15 protein-coding genes are annotated in these 19,409 nt (G+C 58.3%); 11 read left to right on the top strand and 4 right to left on the bottom strand.

The window, feature by feature from the left end; translation table 11 throughout:
* The first annotated feature begins 54 nt into the window (after positions 1–54).
* The 4 genes from RO07_RS12665 to RO07_RS12650 all read left to right on the top strand — a co-directional run bounded on the left by RO07_RS12665 (position 55) and on the right by RO07_RS12650 (position 7,372).
* On the top strand, positions 55–3,255 hold the full coding sequence (locus RO07_RS12665; RefSeq protein ID WP_052267247.1) for an RCC1 domain-containing protein: 3,201 nt from the start codon (positions 55–57) through the stop codon (positions 3,253–3,255).
* A gap of 77 nt (positions 3,256–3,332) precedes the next feature.
* Positions 3,333–4,943, top strand: coding sequence for an Ig-like domain-containing protein (locus RO07_RS12660; protein ID WP_039411141.1), 1,611 nt, complete (start codon positions 3,333–3,335; stop codon positions 4,941–4,943).
* 11 nt (positions 4,944–4,954) lie between these two features.
* On the top strand, positions 4,955–5,521 hold the full coding sequence (locus tag RO07_RS12655; protein WP_052267246.1) for a Dabb family protein: 567 nt from the start codon (positions 4,955–4,957) through the stop codon (positions 5,519–5,521).
* 1,188 nt (positions 5,522–6,709) lie between these two features.
* The gene (locus tag RO07_RS12650; protein ID WP_147284662.1) at positions 6,710–7,372 is read left to right on the top strand and encodes a winged helix-turn-helix domain-containing protein; all 663 of its coding nucleotides are present in this window, start codon (positions 6,710–6,712) and stop codon (positions 7,370–7,372) included.
* A gap of 174 nt (positions 7,373–7,546) precedes the next feature.
* On the opposite strand, the gene RO07_RS12645 is transcribed toward RO07_RS12650, so the two are convergent.
* The 3 genes from RO07_RS12645 to RO07_RS12640 all read right to left on the bottom strand — a co-directional run bounded on the left by RO07_RS12645 (position 7,547) and on the right by RO07_RS12640 (position 10,652).
* On the bottom strand, positions 7,547–8,584 hold the full coding sequence (locus RO07_RS12645; RefSeq protein ID WP_039411139.1) for a hypothetical protein: 1,038 nt from the start codon (positions 8,582–8,584) through the stop codon (positions 7,547–7,549).
* A gap of 552 nt (positions 8,585–9,136) precedes the next feature.
* Positions 9,137–9,370, bottom strand: a complete 234-nt coding sequence (locus RO07_RS25990) for a hypothetical protein (RefSeq protein WP_147284661.1) — start codon at positions 9,368–9,370, stop codon at positions 9,137–9,139.
* A gap of 124 nt (positions 9,371–9,494) precedes the next feature.
* Positions 9,495–10,652 carry a GTPase family protein gene (locus tag RO07_RS12640; RefSeq protein WP_039411138.1) on the bottom strand — a complete coding sequence of 386 codons (1,158 nt, stop codon included), beginning with the start codon at positions 10,650–10,652 and terminating at the stop codon, positions 9,495–9,497.
* Positions 10,653–11,692: 1,040 nt separating this feature from the next.
* On the opposite strand from RO07_RS12640, the gene RO07_RS25985 reads away from it, so the two are divergent.
* Positions 11,693–12,745, top strand: coding sequence for a hypothetical protein (locus tag RO07_RS25985; RefSeq protein ID WP_157118206.1), 1,053 nt, complete (start codon positions 11,693–11,695; stop codon positions 12,743–12,745).
* A 130-nt stretch (positions 12,746–12,875) separates the two neighbouring features.
* Here the strand turns inward: RO07_RS25985 and RO07_RS12630 are convergent, their stop codons facing one another.
* On the bottom strand, positions 12,876–13,898 hold the full coding sequence (locus RO07_RS12630) for a hypothetical protein (protein ID WP_157118205.1): 1,023 nt from the start codon (positions 13,896–13,898) through the stop codon (positions 12,876–12,878).
* 458 nt (positions 13,899–14,356) lie between these two features.
* Here RO07_RS12630 and RO07_RS25980 point away from each other — a divergent pair, with 458 nt between their 5' ends.
* From RO07_RS25980 to tssE, 6 genes are all read left to right on the top strand, one after another.
* On the top strand, positions 14,357–14,542 hold the full coding sequence (locus RO07_RS25980; protein WP_147284487.1) for a hypothetical protein: 186 nt from the start codon (positions 14,357–14,359) through the stop codon (positions 14,540–14,542).
* Between the two features lie 229 nt (positions 14,543–14,771).
* A complete protein-coding gene (gene tssA, locus RO07_RS12625; RefSeq protein WP_084072586.1) occupies positions 14,772–16,316 on the top strand; it encodes a type VI secretion system protein TssA in 1,545 nt (514 codons plus the stop codon).
* A gap of 1 nt (position 16,317) precedes the next feature.
* Complete coding sequence (tssB, locus tag RO07_RS12620; RefSeq protein WP_039411127.1) at positions 16,318–16,824, top strand: type VI secretion system contractile sheath small subunit; 507 nt, start codon at positions 16,318–16,320, stop codon at positions 16,822–16,824.
* Positions 16,825–16,829: 5 nt separating this feature from the next.
* The gene (gene tssC / locus RO07_RS12615) at positions 16,830–18,326 is read left to right on the top strand and encodes a type VI secretion system contractile sheath large subunit (protein ID WP_425325261.1); all 1,497 of its coding nucleotides are present in this window, start codon (positions 16,830–16,832) and stop codon (positions 18,324–18,326) included.
* Between the two features lie 68 nt (positions 18,327–18,394).
* Entirely contained in the window at positions 18,395–18,880 is a 486-nt protein-coding gene (locus tag RO07_RS12610) for an Hcp family type VI secretion system effector (RefSeq protein WP_039411123.1), read from the top strand.
* Between the two features lie 89 nt (positions 18,881–18,969).
* Positions 18,970–19,386 (top strand): type VI secretion system baseplate subunit TssE, encoded by a 417-nt coding sequence (gene tssE, locus RO07_RS12605; protein WP_052267244.1) that lies wholly within the window; start codon positions 18,970–18,972, stop codon positions 19,384–19,386.
* The last annotated feature ends 23 nt before the right edge of the window (positions 19,387–19,409 follow it).

The following is a 19,409-nucleotide window of genomic DNA, read 5'->3' as shown; positions in this document are numbered from 1 at the left end:
TATTGACTGTCGTTCATGAATTAGCACATTCCTTCAAGAGTTCGAGGAGCCGGCATGACGCAGAAAAACAGCTCTCACGCAGCGAGGTTCAAGGCCAGCGACCTGTCGGCCTCTCGTACATTGGCCGACGCGTTGCCCGCACCGGTTTGTCCCGATGCCGCCGCGGGTCTGCTCGATCCCAATGAACTGAGTGATCTGGGCGTCGGTTTTGTCGTCAAAGCCTACCCCAACATGGGAGAAGGCGATCACGTCATCTTCCAGTTCGACATGGGCGGCCCGGGTGAATACACCAAGGACTTCGACGTCTCCCGCAAAAAGGTCGGCACCGACATCTCATTCACCGTGCCCAAGGCGAATGTCGTCAAGGCGCTCGACAACGATGTGACCGCCGCCTATCTCGTCGAGCCCGGCGACGGCGGCCCCGAGATTCCCTCCGCGCCGCTGCCCCTGCACATCGGCAACCCGCCGCTGCTGGCCGCGCCCAGCGTCGACGAAGCCGTCGACGGGCATCTGGACGGCAGCCTGGCGACCAGCGACGTGCTCGTGAGAATCCCGATCTACAAGGGCATGGCCGCGGGCGACAAGGTCTATATGTACTGGGGCGCCGCCGGCGAAGCGGGCTACTACGAGGATGAAATCACCCTGCGCGCCGTGCGCTCGGTCACCTTCCTGGTCGAGGCCGAGTACGTCGGGCCTTATCTGGACAAGACCGTGCATGTGCGCTACGACGTCAATCGCGGTGGCGCCATCTCGCCCTCCGCACTCTATGCCCTGCGCATCGGCAACGCGCCCGATGAGAGCAAGCTGCCGGCGCCGGTCGTCGCGGAGGCCATCGGAGATATCCTGAACCCCGACCTCGTGCCCGATGGATGCACCGGCTTGCTCGGGCCCAACGAGGGGCTCGGTAATGGCGTGAAGGGCAAGGCCGTTTGGGGAGGCGGCCCGCCCGACGGCATCGAGATTCCGTTCGATATCTCGGAGAACTTCCAGACGGAGCCCTATCCGGTTCATATCCCGTACGCGAACATCACCCCGTTTCTCAATAAGAGCGTCACGTTCCAATATTCGGTATTGCAGACCGACAACGCCACCTGGCTGCAGTCGAACGTGCTGACCCTGCAAGTCGAACAGCAGGTGGCGCAGGTCGCGCCGCCCAGCGTGCCCGAGGCGGCCAATGGCGTGCTCGATCCCCGGGCCCTGTCGCCCCAGATTGGCTGCCCGGTATTCGTGCCGGCGGCCGAGCACACGCGCCAGGGCGACACGATCCGGCTGACGTGGGCGTCTGAGAAGACGCCGGGCAACTGGGACGGCGAGCATCTCCTGCTCTCGACCGAGATGGACCAGTCCATCGAATTCGACGTTCCCTATACCAACGTCATGGCGAGCCTCGATGCGCAGGTCACGGTGTCGTACAGCCTGTGGCGAGCCGGTAAGCGTTATGCGTCGAGCCTGCCGCTGACCTTGACCGTTCAACAGGGCAATCTGCCCGCGGCGACGATCGACCAGGCCACGGGCAGCACGCTCGATCCTGCCGATTGTCCCGATGGCGCGACCGTGCGGCTCGATCGCTCGGGCGGGTTTCGGGCGGGCGATCAGATCACCTTGCAGTGGCAAGGCGTACCGGGCCCGGGCTCGGTCACGGCAAACCATACGGTCAGCGATGCGGAGCAGGGCGGCGACGTGACGCTGAACGTGTCACAAGCCACGGTGCAGGCGGATGTGGGGCAGACCGTGACGCTCGAGTACACGGTGATTCGAGCAGGCAACCCGACCGAGGAGAAATCGCCGCCCTCGCTCTACGACGTGACGGCGCAACCCGGGCAAGGCAAGTTGCTGGTCATGGGGGCACGAAATAGTTCGGCGGGCTTCCGCTGGGAGCATGTGTCGCATCGCCTGAGCGCCTTCGACAAGGCCACTTCGCAGCCATTGAATGCGCAATGGCGCTACGACGACGAGTCCAACTGGAAACTCGGCGCATCGTTCAAGGACACACGCCCGTGGGTTCCTCTTAACGTCAAGAGCCAGGACGATACGGTCACGATCCAACCCGTCAATATCGCCGGAACAGGTGACAACGGCACGACCCGCGGCACAGCCGCGATGGTGGCGCTCCTCAATAAAGGAGGGGTGATCGGCTGGGGAGTCGCTAGTTACGGCGGCACCGTGCCGCCCACCATTTTGACCTACGACGACGTCGTCGAAATGGCCGCCACGCAAGCCGCCTTCGCGGTACGCCGCAGTAACGGGCGGATAGCGGCGTGGGGCAATGCGGATTATGGTGGGACGTTGCCGGACGGGTTCACCGTGAGTGTGACTGACGCGACGCGCATCGTAGGAAGCTACGGAGCCTTTGCGGTGCTGCGCGCCAACGGCCAAATTGCTACCTGGGGCAATGCCACCTTTGGAGGCCAGGCGACGGCCGACGTCCTCGCCCTGACGGACGTCACACAGATCTTTTCCGGCTCTTCAGCACTCGCTGCCCTTCGAAAAACAGGGCAGATCGTGGCCTGGGGCGACACCCGCTACGGCGGGAAAGTGCCGGAGTCCATTAGCTCGGAAGTCACAGACATTATCGACGTGCGTGGCAACTACGAGTCCTTCTGCGCGTTGCGCGCCAACAAGACGGTGGTTGCCTGGGGGACCGCGGGCAATGGCGGCGCGGTTCCGGCCACCATTGCCGCCCGCCGGGACATTGTGGAGTTAGCCGCGGCGTCGGCCTATGCCTACGCCGTAGTGACCGACGGAAAGCAGGTACTCGTCTGGGGCCATGCCGATTGGGGCGGCGTGTTGCCTCCCGATATCGCCGAATTGACCGATATCGAGGAGGTCATAGCCAGCAAGGGGGCCTTTGCCGCGCGCCGCGCCAACGGGCGTGTGGTTGCCTGGGGGAGTTCATCCTGGGGGAGCGTGGTCCCGGCGGACATCGCGTTGATCCCCGACATCGTGCAAGTGGCCGCCTCCGACGGCGCGTTTGCCGCGCTGCGCCGCGACGGCACCGTCGTGACATGGGGCAACGCCGCCTACGGTGGTGACTCGTCTGCGGTCAAGGCACAGCTTCAGAACGTGCGCGCAATCTACGGCAACAGCGAAGCCTTTGTTGCGATTCTCGCCGGGGGTGGCGCGGTCACCTGGGGGACGGCGGCAGGCGGCGGCAACAGCGCTTCGGTCAAGCCGTATCTCGATAGCGGCCTCACCTATGAGGCGGGCGCGGCAGCACGCGGTCGGGCGCGCGCTGCGTTACGTGTCAGGGCATAGCCTCGGCATGCCATGAGGCGGCGCCGCGCAGCGTCGTCTTGCATTTCCACTCAGGCGAATTTAAACGGAGCAAGTCAATGGTCCAGCGCAACGAGATACTCGAGACGCTTGATAGTCTGCTGGCGAAACCCTCGGTATTGGAAGCTGTCAACGGCGTACTGAACCCGGACTTGCCCGAGGCAACGGTGGTCGTTCCCGTCTACACGAACAAGGCGGCAGGAGACCGCATCACGATGCACTGGAAGGCGCCGACGCCGGAGGGCTCCACCGACGACGGAATTCGTATCACCGACGCCAGCAAGGATCGCCCCTCGTATTTTTACGTCGAGGCCGAATATATCAAGGTCAACGAGGGCTCTCGGGTCGAAGTTTCCTACGTGGTGCACCGCCCTGATGGAAGTGACGATTCTTCCGAGCCGTTGTACATCACCATTGGGGAGTCGAAACCGGAACCGGGGAAGGTTGAGCCACCCGATGTCGAAGGTGTGGTTGACGGCGTACTCAATCTGGCGAGCGTATCCGATCAGGGGGCGAACGCATCGGTGCGCGCGTATCATGGCATGGCTTTGTACGACGTCGTTTTCATAGACATTAACGTCAACGAATGGGAGCGCGCCGTACAGATCGATACGCCTGACAAGGTTGGAAAGCCTGTTCAGTTCGTCATCCCGAAAAGTGTATTGACTGGCTACGCGGGCCAGACCATCAAGCTGACCACCACGGTAGTTCCGGCCAAAGGCGACATCTTTGGCTCGCTTCCATTGCCGGTGCGCGTCCTCGAGCCGGTTGGTGCGCTGCCCAAGCCAAGCGTGCCACTGGCCGAAGACGATGTTCTCGATCCGAAGAAAGTGACCGGCGCCACAGTGGAGGCAATCGTCAAGCCTTATCCGGACATCGCAGAAGGAGACGTCATCCACTTTACGTGGGAGAACACGAGCGGCGTGCCGGCCCCCTTCACACATAGCGCAACCGCGCCCAAGGATCCCGAGAAAGATTATCCGTTTCAGGTCCCGCGTGCGCAGGTGGACCAGAACATCAATGGTTCTGCCATCTTATGGTACGTGGTGACGCGTGGCAGCGTGACGTCTCGACCGTCGGACACGTTGGCTTTGTGGATCGGGGACGCGTTTCTGGCACCCGCAAAGCTGGACTTGACCGGACGCGGCTACATCGTGACGGATAAGTTGCCTCCCGCCGTGCCGGACGCCTTCACCTATACGCGAAAAGCCAAGTTTGGCCAGCCTCCCTACACGTATAAAAGTGGCACGCCCTCGGTAGCCACGGTCGATAATCAGGGCAAGGTAACGGCAGTTGCCAACGGCACGTCCATTATCAGCGCGACGGACAGCAAGAATCAAAGCCTTGCCTACACCTTGACGGTAAGTGGCGTACTGAATTTGTTCTTCGTGAGCGGCTCGGCAAGTTTTTCCGGAGCCCAGGCGGCGTGCACGGCTGCTGGTCTGCGCAGCGTCACTCTCGACGAAATGCGTCAATTCTGGCAACTCTACTATCCGAGTGCCGGCCCCGTTGGCGCTTATCAGGGCTGGCTAGGGTACCCGTTTTGGACTGCAACCGAGCTTGGCGCGGGAACAGCCTACGCTTACGATCTGAATGGCGCTTCCGCACAAGGCAACGCAACAGGGTTCGACGAAACGGAATATATGCAGGTCGCAGGCATCGCGCCCTGAAATGGAGGGCTATGAAACACCGGCTTGGATATATAGCGATCTGCGTCGTGCTCTTTGCCAACAGTGCAAATGCGCAAAATACGACCGCCCAACTCACCCCGGCGCAAACGCTCTATCTCGCGCTGGATAAGTATGGTCCGGCGGTATTCACTGATCACACGTACAACGCGCTACCGATCCGCCACATCGTCGCGTTTCGGTATCGGATAACGGCTACCGCGTCTGAGCGCCAATCCGTGAGGGAAAGATTCTTGGCACTCCAGAATCAGGTGCAGCGACCAGGCGGGAAAAAATACAATATTAGTATCGAAGTCGGCACGCAGAATTCCGGCGAGCAAAATGATCAGTCGATTGACGACGTGTTTCTGGTCACCTTCTGCTCCGAGGGTGACCGGAATTTCTACGTCGGCAAGCCAATCGTGACGAATCCGAAATACTACGATTCGGCACACGACGCCTTCAAGAATTTCGCTGCCCCATATCTGGCCAGCGTTATTGTCCTTGACTACAAAATCGCATTGGCTTCCGCGGAGGTCATTCCCCAAGTTTGCAAGTCCGCGGAAGAGCGAAAGCGCTGAACCACGCTCTCCACAGCCAGTTCGATAGTGTCTGAAAAAGAACCGCATAGCCTCTGAGCGCTGTAGCACCTTCTTCGGACACCAACACTTCCCACCACGTCAACCCATCATGCCAAAGCGTTGTGGCATCGATCTTTGCGTTCGCTCCGCACGCTGCCCGGACTCGGCAATCACGCAGACAATCATATGAAAGTGAGAAAATTGCATGCCGGACGTTCCTCCCTACACTAAAAATCATATGGGCGTCAATGCAAGGCGTTGTGAAATTTCCTTAATTTGGGAGTTGGACTATTAACTTCGGCGAATTCCATTGGGCTTGGTAGAGATTCCAACTTTTGAGAGAATGTAGCGCAACAGAAAGAAGCTAAAGGTGTTTTGATCGCATTCCGAAAGCATGCGATCTAATCGGGATAAGAACATCACCGCTAGCCCCTGTCACATGATGATAGGCTGGTTCATAGCGGAATATTTACAAGCCAAGTGTTGATGATGAGCGTCATCTGACGTTTTCGCCCACAAGTTCGGTCGCCCCACATTTCTGTTCGAACGAATGGAAAACACTGGAACTCTTCGGGTTCCGAGTTTTACAGGGGAGTCTGAACGCGTCAGATGTCAAACCGAGATGGTGCGCGCCGCAGCGTCAACCATCAAGAGTTTCTTTGTCCCCAGACTAACCACCTTCGTGGCGGCCCGAAAACTCGCGCCGTTTTGATCGCACTCATGCGTGCGACCGGTTGTGGTCATCTGAACCCGGGCCGAGGAAGTTTCGTATCGGTATTCACTCCGATTCGCGGCTCGATTATCAAAGGACGATGCGTTTAGCCTGCATGGACGAAATATATTGATCCGCTATGAATGAACTTGAATCAGATAGCAAAACGACTGGCCGATGCTCGCAGTTGGTTTTGCCATGTGCCTGCCGGCTGCGACAACGCCTTGCCGTCGACCAGAAACCTCCGTGACCAGGGCAGATTGGTTTGTACCGGCACCAGTTCGGCGGAAGATCGATTCGGATCGGCATGAGCATCTTATTTGCACGGACTCCATGGGTCGGCGAGTAAGCAGTCTGTTAACGGCTTAAGGCTTAACGGCTTGTTAACGGCCGCCATGCACAGCCCCAATCAATTTTGCATGTCATTTTGTACCGACGTGACTGGTTAAGATGAAATTTCTATAAGGTGTGAGCGAATGTCGAATGAACAACTTCTTGCGAGCGGGACTCGAATCGATATGGTCTTCGATTCGACGACCCGCATACTTGCCAACCCGAAGAGTGGCCAGCAGAAATACCTGTCACGCAATGAATCACGTCTTCTTCAACGACTGTGGGAAGGACCTCAGACGAAGGAAGCGTTGATCCAGCACATCTGGACGAGCGTAGGGGTGATAGTGACCGATGCGAGCTACTACCAACTGGTTACGCAGTTGCGCAATAGCCTGGATCAACTCGGTTTACCGAAACAACTCGTTCGAACCATCCCGCGCTACGGCCTCGAACTGCTCGGACCGTCAGACCCCGACGAGCGTGACGGTCCGGCCCCGACTGCGGGTGCTGTCACGAAAGTGGAGGTCGATGCTGGGCAGGATGGCGAAGTGGGGCCGCGTTGCGATTCCATTGAAGCATCACCGAGCGCTCCCGCGGACATGCTGCCGCAAGCTGCCCCAATGACCGGAGTGCGGGGTCTTGCTACCCGAGCCTGGGAGTTGAGTGCCGCAGCGCTGCTGTCGATCGCGGCGGCCCTTGTCGCGTTCATCGTGCGCCGTGCTCTTGCCGACGCCACCGCCAAGATCAAGGAGATTGACCGGCCCCTAACGGTTGTGGATTGGTTTACCAAGACCGGGTCGAAGTGAATGTCGTCCACCGGTGCAGTGGTCGTCGCTTAGGTATGTAGCGCCACGCGAATTCCCGGACAGCTCTGCTGGGTTGCGCACGAGCTCGACCGGGGAAGCAGAATTTTCGTGCATGCCATGCCATCGGTAACGCCGCTCCGGCACCTTCCGATGGCATGGTCGTGCTAGCCGTTCTTAGGTACCGCTTGGAAACTGGTCTGTCGGAAGCTGTTCGAAAAAGTAGCCATTATTTTGCGGAGTGACTCGAATGACCGGGACAGTTTTCCCTGTTTTTTCATAGTAAGCTTTTTGACTTTCCACTGCGTACAGGCGAGGCACGCTTCCACTTCCATTTACATAGTAGAACGATTGGATGGGAAGTTCCTGGGGATAGAGTGCAATGCCATTACCGTCGATAGGCCAATTCTCCGCACGCAATTCGTTTCTATCGTTATACGTGTAAGAACTATCATATGACGCCATTAAACCCCGTGCTCTCACAGCCGCCAGGAAGCCATCGCCATCACTCCAAACGTTGAATCCGCATTGGTAGAAATAGGATTGGCCTGTTTTGTAGCCACCGGGCGTCTGAAGGAAATGGGCCACCCACTGCGGCCCCGTCATGATGCCTTGCGTCTGGCAAGGTTTGCCTTCCGTATAGTACATCGAGGGATTTGAGCCGCATCCCTTTTGATCCCGCATGTTCGTCCAGGCATCGAACACGAACGCGCATTCGTACTTCACCACCTTGTCGTTGGAATCATGTGCATTGTACGGACCAAACAAGGGGAACATCGTCAGGCCGCTACTTCCCAAGTCTCCAAATGTACTATCCTGCCTTAGCCAGGAGAAGGACACTCCGCCCGCGCCAGTCTCAGTCAGTGTTTTGGCATCAATATCCCAGACGTTCCAGGTCGGGCCGGGAGTCGCGGTTCGAATAATGATGCCTGAGCAAAGGAAAGACGGTCTGCTCTTGTCGCCGGGGTCGCCGTTATCGTAATCGCAGTAGTCTTTTATGGTTGCGAACAGCGCATTCATCTCGCTCGCGATGTCCCGCATCGCGCCGGCTTTGGAGGTCGTTGCGGCTTTGGAGGCGGTTGCTGCTTTGGACGTGGTCGTTGTTTGGGGAGGAGGGGCAGCCTTGGCGGCTTGCCCATATGCGTGACCACCAAAATAAAGAACAATGCTTGCCGCGATAAAGCTGCGAGTCAAAGTTGAAAGCAGGCGCTTCATTTCACATCTCCTTGGAGGTGAAAAACTACGTCCACAAGCGAATGGGCCGTAAGTTCGGAAGAGCTTGAGGTATTTTAATATTGCGCGGTGTTCCCGAAACGGCCCGACAAAACGCCGAAATGACAGGGTTATGCACAAAATGCCACAGCGAGATGAACGGCCTGTCGTTATTTCATCCAGAAACCTGTGGCCAGGTGCTGCAAGTAACAGTTTGCTCACCTAACTGTCATGAAGCCATAAATTTCAGCCAGAAAAAACTATCAAAACTACTGGTTTTATTATTTGGATTCGCACAATGACCTGGCATTCGTAACGCGAGCTATCCGGAAGCGAGGGAGGAGGGGGCGGAGCGGTATGCCAGGCCAGCTTTGGCAGCGCGGCGGCTTCAGACGTGAGCTTTAGCGGCAAGTTTCGAGATGCAGACTTGAGCCCGGAATGGGGAGAGATGGAGCGGAGGAGGGTAAATGCGCTCGACCTCCAGCGCGTTAAGGAAGCTCTCTGCCAGCGGCGATCGGTGCTATTGAACGCACTGCGCCCGGGGGCGAGCAGTAATCATTGACATGAAGGCGCCGTGCGGCCCCCACCCGGAGATATTTCCAATGCATTGGTCAGCGCCTCGATCAACTCGTCGGCCTGCTGGGGCTGAAGAATATACATCGGCGATTTGCGAGGTGCCTTGAAATCATCGTCAGGGCCTGTGTACACGAGGCGTATAGCAACTACCCGTGCAGAACCGTCCACCACCCCCACTTCCATATGTTCGACGAGAGCCGAATTTTCAATCATTCGCAACCTCTTTGGAAAGCAGCGTGATGCGTAACTGCGCCGACGAGTTAATAATGTCCTTTTGTTGAACTCTCGGCTATCAGAAAACGTTCGTATCATCGGTGGCGGTCGAACCCTCGACGGTTTACTTGATGAACGAACGTAGCTTTTTCCTTGCCTCGTGCAGCGAAGCGCCATCAATATAGTGAGCGATGGCGGCAGCCCCGATCCCGCTGGTCGTCACACCAGCGACCGCAACGGATACCCCCGCCCCCAGGAGAGGCAGTACCGTTCTAACAATCTGGCGCGCGGCAGTTGCAGTTGTCACAAGTAATCCCAGTCCCACGATGAACTCGCGGATTTCAACGTCGGATAGCGTCTTTCCACCCAGACCGCCAATCGAGGAAATCATCAGGACCTGTAATGCGGTCAGCGGAATGATGTCCGATAGCGGAATCGGGACAAGGGCGATGCATGACGCAGCTATAGCGCACAGATTGACGATCCTCGTCGCAATCTCTCGCTTGAGCCCATTGAATCTCAAAACTGCAGAGGCGCCCAACATGGCCTCTGATGGAATCGAGCATCCAATCTCAGCTGCGACGCCTTCGATGTTGAACCGAAGATCATGCTCCGAATCGAAATAGGCGGCCGTCGGGATTACGCATTTGTATCTAATGCACCGACGCTCCAAATGCCACTCCAACTTCTTCTGTATCAATACGATTCGATCTTGTTTTTCTTTTTTGTAAGGTGGTGCCAAATCCATCGGTGAGCGAATACCATCCACCTGATTGAGAACCACGATCAAATCGGGACGCGTGTTCTCGTCGCCGATACACTCGATGACTTGCTGCAAATCGTCGAGCGTCGCATCGATGTCGGAGTCAACCTCCGATGCCTTGTGGACAAAAATCAACACGTCCGGAGGCCTGCGGCCGAACTCCCGCTGCAGCAACCGAACGCGATCGGCCTTCAATTGCCCCGCACCGAGGCCCGGCGTGTCGATCCATGAAATTTCATCATCGCCCTGTAGCTTGCAGCTTTGCCATGAGCAGGTGCCTGTCGTGTCGACTTCGCCTTCAGGCAGGATTTTTCTGTCGACCAGTGCATTGAATAGTGCGCTTTTCCCGGCGCCGCGCCGCCCGACAACCGCCAACCTTGGGGGGCGCTTGTCCACGATGATCTTCTTTATCTCGTGGAGGCGGCTCGCCAGTTCTAGAAAGTGTTTGTCGCCCTTTATGATCGAAGGCAATGAATCAAATGCGCGAATGATCCGCATAATCAAGTCAGAGTCACCCATTTCTCATACTCCCGCACATAACCTGCTTGCCGGCCACGCCACCATCGCACAGTTCCGGAGCATATTGGAATCGCACCGCTCAAGAACCCATACTAGGTGAGCCCGCCACCTCAAAATATCGGACTTTTCCGAAATGTCGCCCCTCGAGAAGCGGCAATTCGCCGCAGGGGCGGGTGTGCAATGGGAATTCGCGTCAATAAATTCGGAGAAGGCGCTTCGATTAGCGACGATGTAGTGGGCTACGCGGACAAATCGCTACATTTACCGAATACCGAAAGAGCGATTCATGCAAGTGTTGATGGTGAAGCTCTGCGACAATAAAAAAACGCACGGCGGTCCGTCAACAATGACTGGGCCGCCGAGATCAAAAAAAGAAGCTTCCGCGAGGTGAGGTGAGTCCATGCATCCCGTTTTCGGCGCTAGAGCAGCGCACTTCCTGCAGCCTCCGACAAAAGCGTCGGCGCAGCCTACCAAGTTGGCCGCCAACGTACGTGAAGTGAAGCAGGCTGATGGGCGGTCGCGTCCATCGGCAAGCTTGAGCCAACTCTCATCGGCCTCCAAACCACCGACAACCATTGGGCAGATTCAGGGATTCCTGGGCCAGCGGCTTATTTCTCAGGATCCGAGTGCCAAGGCCGAGGCGTTAGGCGGCGTACCGTCGAGTGCGGTTCTTCACCCGCCTGCAACGGTAAGGCACGTCGTCGAAATTCGCCAATATCAGACAGGCTGGAGCGACGCCATGCGTGGCTTACCTTGCCTCTCCTCCGAGCTCGTGTACCGCATCGGATACCGTGACGCCTCATAGTGAGGGGGCGTATCCCGCCGCTCCTTTAACCCTGATGTGAGTCGGGTTCTCCCGTGCCGCGCAAGTTTGACCAGGGGGACGCGTCATTGCGCATGTCGATAAAGGTATGGATAGATAGTTTCTGCTGTATTTTCCGCCATTACCGTTTTGTGATAGAGCAAGGCACGGAAAACTGAGATTGTTAGCCATTGAATCCGAGCCTTCCAAAATTCCCTGACAATTCGAGAGCAGAATCATGAATTTCCAACTTGCGGTGAATACCATGCTGGGGCGCCGCCAAATCCGCGCCTCCGACAATTTAGAGCAGGCCGTGGCGCGGAAGCTGGATTTTGGCCATCCAACGAAAGTATCGAACAAAACGATGCAGAAACTGAGCGAGCGTATCAAATCCGCGAGTCCTGAAGAACTGCGCCGTACGCAAAACCTCCTTCTGCTCAGAGGGACAGGCCTCAGCATCACAATGGCCGCCCGGATCGCATCGGTGCATAAGGCAGTGGTTGAAGACGCGTTCGCCCGCCTCAGCAATGCGTATGACTTGCTCGGGCAACACGAGCAGGTGCAGGCCGCCTTGGATGGCGCGGGGCGTACCTATGGTACTCACCCCCTGGAGGGTTTTCTCGAGACGCCAAAATTGAGGTTGCCGAGTGAAGCAAGTGCACCTTCGCAACAACAAAACCATACCGAATCAGGAGCCACGCCTCAGGAGCAGGCCAACGCCAGAAGTTTTACGCCGCCGGATCCAGAGCGCTTTGGCTGGCGTTCGTTTTCCAGCGTGTCGGCGAATACTGGCCTGAGCTTTCGGACACTGAGCACCACGTCAGCCTCTCAGGTCATGTCGACGTTCGGTGGGAATCATGAAGTTGGTCTCGCTCAGCGAAGCGTTTCCTCTGTGCCGGTGCGGCCAGCGCCTCCGCCCCCGCCCCCCGCGAGTAAGCCCGCGCGATTTGCCAGCATCGGGCGCGAACAAACGACGTCACCGCGTCAGCCCATACCGGTCGCGATTCCTGTGCCACCTGCCGCAGTTCTCGCTACCGGTGGATCGGAAGCCACTGTTGTTCACCAACTGCCAACGCGCTCGGAAGACAACTCTGCACCCGCTCTCGACGCCGCAGCGAACCGACCTCACAACCGGGCATTCGATCCTAAAATTCAAAAAATGCTTGCGCATCCCTCGGTACCCGAAGAGGTGCGAATTTGGGCGGACGATACGAGAGTCACCGAAGCCGTGATTCTGGCCGAGTTGCAACAACATTATCAAACTGCATATAAGGACGCTTCCTCGAAGTAGAAGGAGGAAAGGGGCCTGGCGTTTGGCCAAATCACGGCACCCACCACCGAAGCCGCCGCGCGAGAGGAATCCCGGCGGCTTTTCTGTCTGGAATCGTGCGGCGCCGGCCGGTGTTCCGTACGTGGGAAGCTCAACGCCCGGCGCCGAACGCGGCAAGTTTCATGCGCAGGTCGTCGCTGAGTGCGCCGGGTTTTGTGATGGCGTCGAGCGTACGAGTTGCGGCTTCCGCCCGAGCGCTTTCCGGTAGAAAATTTATTGCACCGACCAACGATCCACTCAGCCAATCGTCCGGCGGAACACCTGCGGCGATTGCATCGTCGCTACTTTGGCAGCGATTCTCGTCAGAATGAAAAATCTCGCTCGCTGCGTCGAGAAGACGATAGTGCGCTTGCGCGCGGGCATTGACCGGCAGTTTTGAAAGCGAGGGGGCCAGGCCATAACGGAGAATCTCTTTTTGGTCACCCAAATCGGGCAGACGCATCACTTCGTCGAGAAGGCGATTGAATACGGTTGTCGGGTCCCTGAGAAAGACGCTCCTTGCTTCACGGTCCTTGAAGACGGCGACCAGGGAATAGAGTGGATTGGCGCGGTGCTTGTCAGGCAATTGATGAATTGCCTCAAGAAACTGCTCAACTGCCGATTGCTGCGCATGCTGGAAGGCAGCCATGCTTTCCAGTCGCTGGATTTTCTGCGCAGCTATCTGATAGCCCATCTGCGGAATCTCCTGGATGAGACGCCCAAGCAGCATGCCGCGCGCACTGGCCTCGGTTCGCTCGATTTCCCCCAATAATTTCGTAACAGCTTCGGGGGTCGCCACCCCTTGGCGGATCTTCCAGTCGATTTTTTCCGCAAACAGACGCGGGCTGGCGACTAGATGTACCTGTTTGCTGGACAAGGCCAAATTCAGTGTGTCTCTCGGAGTGCGCACATTTGAAATAATCCGCCGCAGAACCTCGCCAGGCATATGCTGAAACGAAGCTTCTTGCTCGATATCACCGGTCCCTGGGCTGCTGTTGGGCAATGAAGGGATTGTCGGTACACCGAGAGATACCGTAGCGACATCGGCTGCCATCCTCGTCTGCCGCTCTTGAGGTACTGCAGCCGCCGCAGCGGTCTGGACAGAAGAGGCGGAGCCTCCTGAAATCGGCATCATGTCGGCCTCTCGGTTCCGGTTCGATAGATTCGCAGGGAGACAACTGTTTTCTTTGCCAAGGCTCCCTGTGATGGATGGTGTTCCTCTCACTTGGTGCGTCACGTGAGCTCGGCGTAGGAAGCGATAGTAGCCTGCGGCCCGGCTGGAAAATTGCATAAATCGCTCAATGGCGGCCGACGTCAGTTCCCCCCATCTTCCGCCCCGGCTCCCTTCGCGAGCCCAACGCAACGTCAGCGCTACGCCGCATACGCGCGGCAGAAGCCGCGGTTCGATACCAACATCCCGAACACCATTGACTGCCTATTCGCGCACACCGAAGGACATCAATCCTGCAGCCGCGTGGCAGCTCGCTTTTAAATTCCCCATATTCTCCAGATTGATATGCAAAGAATAAAACCAGCATAAAAATCAATTTTTGATTTATTTGTGAGCACTTCTGTTCTCATGAATTTATATCCATGAGACTGCCGCATGGCTCGCACCGTGCAGGGCGGTCTTTTGCCGAAAATCAGCGTGAGTTCCTGCGTTTTCCGTCGTTCATCCTCAAATGCCCGAATCATGACGAAAACACCGCAGGACAACGATGGGCAGCCGATGCGGAGATTTTGATGCGCATCAAGAAAACGTGCCTCATCGGCAGGTGAAGTTTTCCCCGCTTGAATGCCATGAACAGTCAATATGAGCCATTGACGTTTTCAACTCACTATGAATTTAGTCATTCATTATGAATGATTTGTTAGTTACGTTGACACGAATGCCGGGTAGATATTATTAATTGTCCAACCGAATCGATTTTCAATTTTCGAAAATCAATTATTGGCTCGGGAAGCGAAATGATTATATTCGATTAGTATTTCTTCGGATAAATGCGCAATGACAGCGAATGGTGACATTGGCAAGTGCGGAATATCGGCGCCCTCACATGATGGGGTGCGTGCAGGAGAGGCTTTTGCACTCCTGCAGGCGGAAATCGACAAACTGACCGATATTCACGCGAGCGCGGCGATCGAATGGCCATCGGTCGTATCGCATGCCCAGTCCATCCTGCGGGAAGATGGCAAGGATCTCGCTGTCACGGTATGGCTCGTAATCGGCTGGCTGCAGCTCGACGGCCTCGCCGGCTTGGCGCGCGGCGTGTGCGTGCTGCGCGATCTCCTCACTCTGCATTGGGATACCCTGTTTCCGCCGATCGACCGTCTGCGCGGCCGTCGCAATCTGGTCGAGTGGCTGTTGACAAAGCTCGAGCAGGAACTGGCCGACGACCGTCCGCCCAAGCTTACGCCGTTGCCGCCGCCGGAGTTGGCGGACATGGTGTCCAAGTGGAACGACATCGAACGCTGCTGGCGCCAACACGACCCCGACGGGCCGGAGTTCTCCCGCGTGTCGCGTCTGTTCACCAGCCTGCCGACGACGCTTGCGTGCGCGCCGGTCGATCCCGAACACACAGCGACTGAAAATGACGGACTCGCCGCGCTGGCTCCTGGCTTGAGCGAGGTCGAGCCACTGGAACAGTCCGCTGAGCGAGCGCTCCGTGCGCTAGGGGCATTGCTCGATCGTTGTTTCAACGAGCAACCCTTCGAGCCTTTCGCCTATCGCCTGAATGCCATGGCGGCTTGGGCTCTCGTCGACGCCGCTCCCTACGCTACGAATGACGTGACGCACGTGCCGCCGCCACCCGATGTGGTGAAGAAGGCCCTCGCAGAGTTCGCTGAGGGTGCCGATCCCTTTGCTGCCGCGCGCTTCGCGCAAACGCAGCTGACAAGCGCTCCGTTCTGGCTCGATTTGTGTCGCGTCACTCACCATGCTTTGCAGCGTGCGGGAGCTGCAGCGGCCGCGCAGGAGGTTGCCGCACAGACCTCGTGCTTCGCGGGGCGCCTGCCGAGCCTGCCAAGCTTGAAATTCTCCGACGGCACGCCGTTCGCAGACGCGGCTACCGTGGATTGGCTCGCAGCCATCGCACCGCGCAGCCCACAGAACGAGTCGCAAGATTCCGCACCTGACGACTGGGCATGCGCTCTCCACGAGATGCGGGCCTGCGCAGCGGCAGGCCGGCTCGACGACGCGCTCGAAGCGCTGGACAAGAGGCGCAGCTGCGCAGTGGCAGAGCGCGATCAGTTTCGCGCCCATCTCGCACAGTGCGAACTGATCAGGGATTTCGGCGGTGCAGGCGTTGGTTTCGCGCTCGCGGCACTATCCGCGCCCTTGGTCGAGCACATCGAAACCCACCGGTTGATGCAATGGGAACCTGCGCTGGCGCGAGATGCCTTGGCATTGGCCGCCGCCGCCGCTGAGCAAGAGGAGTTTGGCCATCACGAGAGAAGTGACTTGCTGGCGCGCTTGGCAGCGCTCGACTTTTCGATGGCTTGGCGACTTGTGCGTACGCGCAAGCCGGATGTAGTGAACTGGACAGGAGCTTAAGATGGCTGACGACAAAGGGTCGGTGGCCCCCAGAGAGCGGGTCAATATCGTTTATAAATCCGCAACCGGGGATGCCAAGGAGGATGTGGAACTGCCCTTCAAGCAACTGGTGCTGGGGGACTTCACGCTGCGCGCTCCCGACGTGCCGCTTGACGAGCGCGAGACGATTCAGATCGACCGCGACAATTTCGATGGCGTGCTCAAGGCACAAGGACTGTCGCTGACGCTGACGGTTCCGAACCGATTGACCAACGACGCGGCGCCCGACGAGTCTCTCGACGTCAAACTGAAGTTCGAGAGTCTGCGCGACTTCGAGCCGGACTCCCTGGTCGAACAAGTGCCGGAACTCAAACAGCTCATCGAACTGCGCAGTGCGCTCAAGGCTCTCATGGGCCCGCTGGGTAACTTGCCGGCCTTCCGCAAACGCATCGAGACGCTGATCGCTGAACCGCAAACGCGCGAACGCCTGCTCGCCGAGCTTGGCGTGGGCGATTCGGCGAAGGAGTGATGACCGTGACCCATTCGACACACGCCAAGACATCGGCATCCAGCGGCCAGGTAGCCCGCACCGCACCATCTTCGTCCATTCTCGACGAACTGGTCGAGATCACTCGGACGCGCCCCGGCGATGCCGCGTATGCAGTCACACGGCGGGGCCTCGAGGCTTTCGTCACCGAGCTCCTCGAGCCCAATCGCGCCGTGTCGAAGGTCAGCCAGGCGCTGGTCGACGAGATGATCGCGGCGATCGACGCGAAGCTGTGCGAGCAAGTCGATGAGATTCTGCACCATGCCCAATTCCAGAAACTGGAAGGCGCGTGGCGCTCGCTGAAATTCCTGGTGGATCGAACGGACTTCCGGGAAAACAACCGCATCGAGATCCTCGATGTCGCCAAGGACGCGCTGCTGCAGGATTTCGAGGATGCGCCCGACATTACCCGATCAGGGTTGTACAAGGCGGTCTACACCGCGGAGTTCGGACAATTCGGCGGGCAGCCATTCGGCACCATCGTTGGCAATTACGATTTCACACCCGGTCCCCAGGACATCAAGCTGCTGCGATCGCTTGCCAGTGTGGCGTCGATGGCGCACGCACCGTTCGTGGCCGCGGCGGGGCCGCAGTTCTTTGGCGTCGACTCATTTGCCGAATTGCCGAACCTCAAGGATCTGGACGCAGTTTTCGAAGGGCCGCAGTTCGCCAAGTGGCACGCGTTCCGGCAAACCGAAGACGCGCGCTTCGTCGGTCTGACGGTACCTCAGTTCCTGCTGCGCTTGCCCTATGGCAAAGATACCGTGCCGGCCAGGAAATTCCACTATGAGGAGTCGGTCGAGGCGGGCAGCTCGCGCTTTCTGTGGGGGAACGCCGCCTTCGCATTCGCCAGTCGTCTGGCGGACAGTTTTGCCCAATACCGGTGGTGCGCCAACATCATCGGTCCGCAGGGGGGCGGCACGGTCAGCGATTTGCCCGTCTATCACTACGAGGCGATGGGCGAAATGCAGGCCAAGATCCCGACCGAGGCGCTGATCTCGGAGCGGCGCGAGTACGAACTCGCCGAGCAAGGTTTCATCGCCCTGACGATGCGCAAGAACACCGACAACGCCGCGTTCTTCTCGGCCAACGCCTGCCAGAAACCGAAATTCTTCGGCAACACGGCCGAAGGGAAGCAGGCCGAACTGAATTTCAAGCTCGGCACGCAGCTTCCGTACATCTACCTGGTCAGCCGCCTGGCGCACTACATCAAGGTAATCCAGCGCGAGAACATCGGCACCTGGAAAGAGCGCTCAGACCTGGAAGTGGAGCTCAATCACTGGATCCGCCAGTACGTGGCCGACATGGACACGCCGGCGCTGGGGGTGCGCAGCCGCCGGCCGCTACGGCAGGCGGAAATCGTCGTATCGGACGTTGCCGGCGACGCGGGCCGGTACCGTGTGGAGCTGAAGGTGCGCCCGCATTTCAAGTACATGGGTGCGTCGTTCACGCTGTCTTTGGTGGGCAAGCTGGACAAGAACTGAGGAGGATCGATCACCGAAAACGCTAAATATCACCGTATTTCAGCCACTTTTATTGCGAGGATTAGACCATGCCAATGCCATGCTATTTGTCGTTGACCGGCGACAAACAAGGAAAGATCGAAGGTTCATGCGATGTTCGGGGCCACGAGGGAAAGATCCTTGTGCAGGCCATGAAGCTGCGCGTCGAATTGCCCAAGAACGAGCAGACGGGAGCTCCCTCCAGCGTGCGTCGGCATGTGGGAATGAGCATTGTCAAGGAGATCGACAAATCGTCGCCCAAGCTCTTTCAGGCGCTGTGCTCCGGCGAGCAGATGAGCGAGGTGCTTCTTGAATTCTGGCGCTTCACCCCCGGCGGTACGGAGGAGAAGTACTACACGATCAAGCTGCAGAACGCTGCGGTGTTCGAGGCCGAGGACTGGGTGCCGAATGTCCTGCTGCCCGAGAACGGGAAAATGGGTCATATGGAAAGCATTGGTTTGTCCTACCAGAAGATCGTGTGGACATGGATCAAGGATGGCATCGAGAGCGAGGACTCTTGGACCGCACCACGCTGAGGCGACGCCCCCCTGACGCCCGCCCTCGTGAAATTCGGCCGGGCAGGGCGGGGGGCGGCGGTGACGGCGCGCTCTTGTGTGGAGGGAGCATGAAGGAACGCCGATTGTTGGAGCGGATAGCGGCATATGAAGTGGAGGGCGAACGTTCGCACGTGACCCGCGTCGATGTTCTGATCGAATCGATACTTGCGCACTTGACGCGCATTTTGAACACCCGCCAGGGCAGCGCACCGATCGATCCGGAATTCGGCGTTCCCGACTTCACCAATCTCGCCGGTACGGCCACGGCGGGCACCACGCAACAGATCGCCACCGACATTGCCCGCGTGTTGCAGCGCTATGAACCACGACTGAAGGGCCCGCGTGTCGAGCAGATCGAATCGCAGGACGTGTTGTCGCTGTCGTACGTCATCGAGGGAAGCCTCGGCGTCGATGGCCGGGACGTCCCTATCCGGCTGACCACGCGCTTGTCGTCGGACGGCCACGCCTCGGTACTTTGCACATGAAGGGATCGAAGGGAACCGAGCGC

It is taken from the genome of Pandoraea pulmonicola (assembly GCF_000815105.2).
GTDB lineage: Bacteria > Pseudomonadota > Gammaproteobacteria > Burkholderiales > Burkholderiaceae > Pandoraea > Pandoraea pulmonicola.
Note: the sequence above shows the minus strand (reverse complement) of the source record. Positions and strands in the feature narration are given on the sequence as shown.

Coding starts and splice junctions, on each gene's coding strand:
- RO07_RS25980 (WP_147284487.1), top strand. CDS start 14,357: ATGAGACTGCCGCATGGCTCGCACCGTGCAGGGCGGTCTTTTGCCGAA.
- RO07_RS12655 (WP_052267246.1), top strand. CDS start 4,955: ATGAAACACCGGCTTGGATATATAGCGATCTGCGTCGTGCTCTTTGCC.
- RO07_RS12660 (WP_039411141.1), top strand. CDS start 3,333: ATGGTCCAGCGCAACGAGATACTCGAGACGCTTGATAGTCTGCTGGCG.
- RO07_RS25990 (WP_147284661.1), bottom strand. CDS start 9,370: ATGATTGAAAATTCGGCTCTCGTCGAACATATGGAAGTGGGGGTGGTG.
- tssB (WP_039411127.1), top strand. CDS start 16,318: ATGGCTGACGACAAAGGGTCGGTGGCCCCCAGAGAGCGGGTCAATATC.
- RO07_RS12650 (WP_147284662.1), top strand. CDS start 6,710: ATGTCGAATGAACAACTTCTTGCGAGCGGGACTCGAATCGATATGGTC.
- RO07_RS12610 (WP_039411123.1), top strand. CDS start 18,395: ATGCCAATGCCATGCTATTTGTCGTTGACCGGCGACAAACAAGGAAAG.
- RO07_RS25985 (WP_157118206.1), top strand. CDS start 11,693: ATGAATTTCCAACTTGCGGTGAATACCATGCTGGGGCGCCGCCAAATC.
- RO07_RS12645 (WP_039411139.1), bottom strand. CDS start 8,584: ATGAAGCGCCTGCTTTCAACTTTGACTCGCAGCTTTATCGCGGCAAGC.
- RO07_RS12630 (WP_157118205.1), bottom strand. CDS start 13,898: ATGATGCCGATTTCAGGAGGCTCCGCCTCTTCTGTCCAGACCGCTGCG.
- tssE (WP_052267244.1), top strand. CDS start 18,970: ATGAAGGAACGCCGATTGTTGGAGCGGATAGCGGCATATGAAGTGGAG.
- tssA (WP_084072586.1), top strand. CDS start 14,772: ATGACAGCGAATGGTGACATTGGCAAGTGCGGAATATCGGCGCCCTCA.
- RO07_RS12640 (WP_039411138.1), bottom strand. CDS start 10,652: ATGGGTGACTCTGACTTGATTATGCGGATCATTCGCGCATTTGATTCA.
- RO07_RS12665 (WP_052267247.1), top strand. CDS start 55: ATGACGCAGAAAAACAGCTCTCACGCAGCGAGGTTCAAGGCCAGCGAC.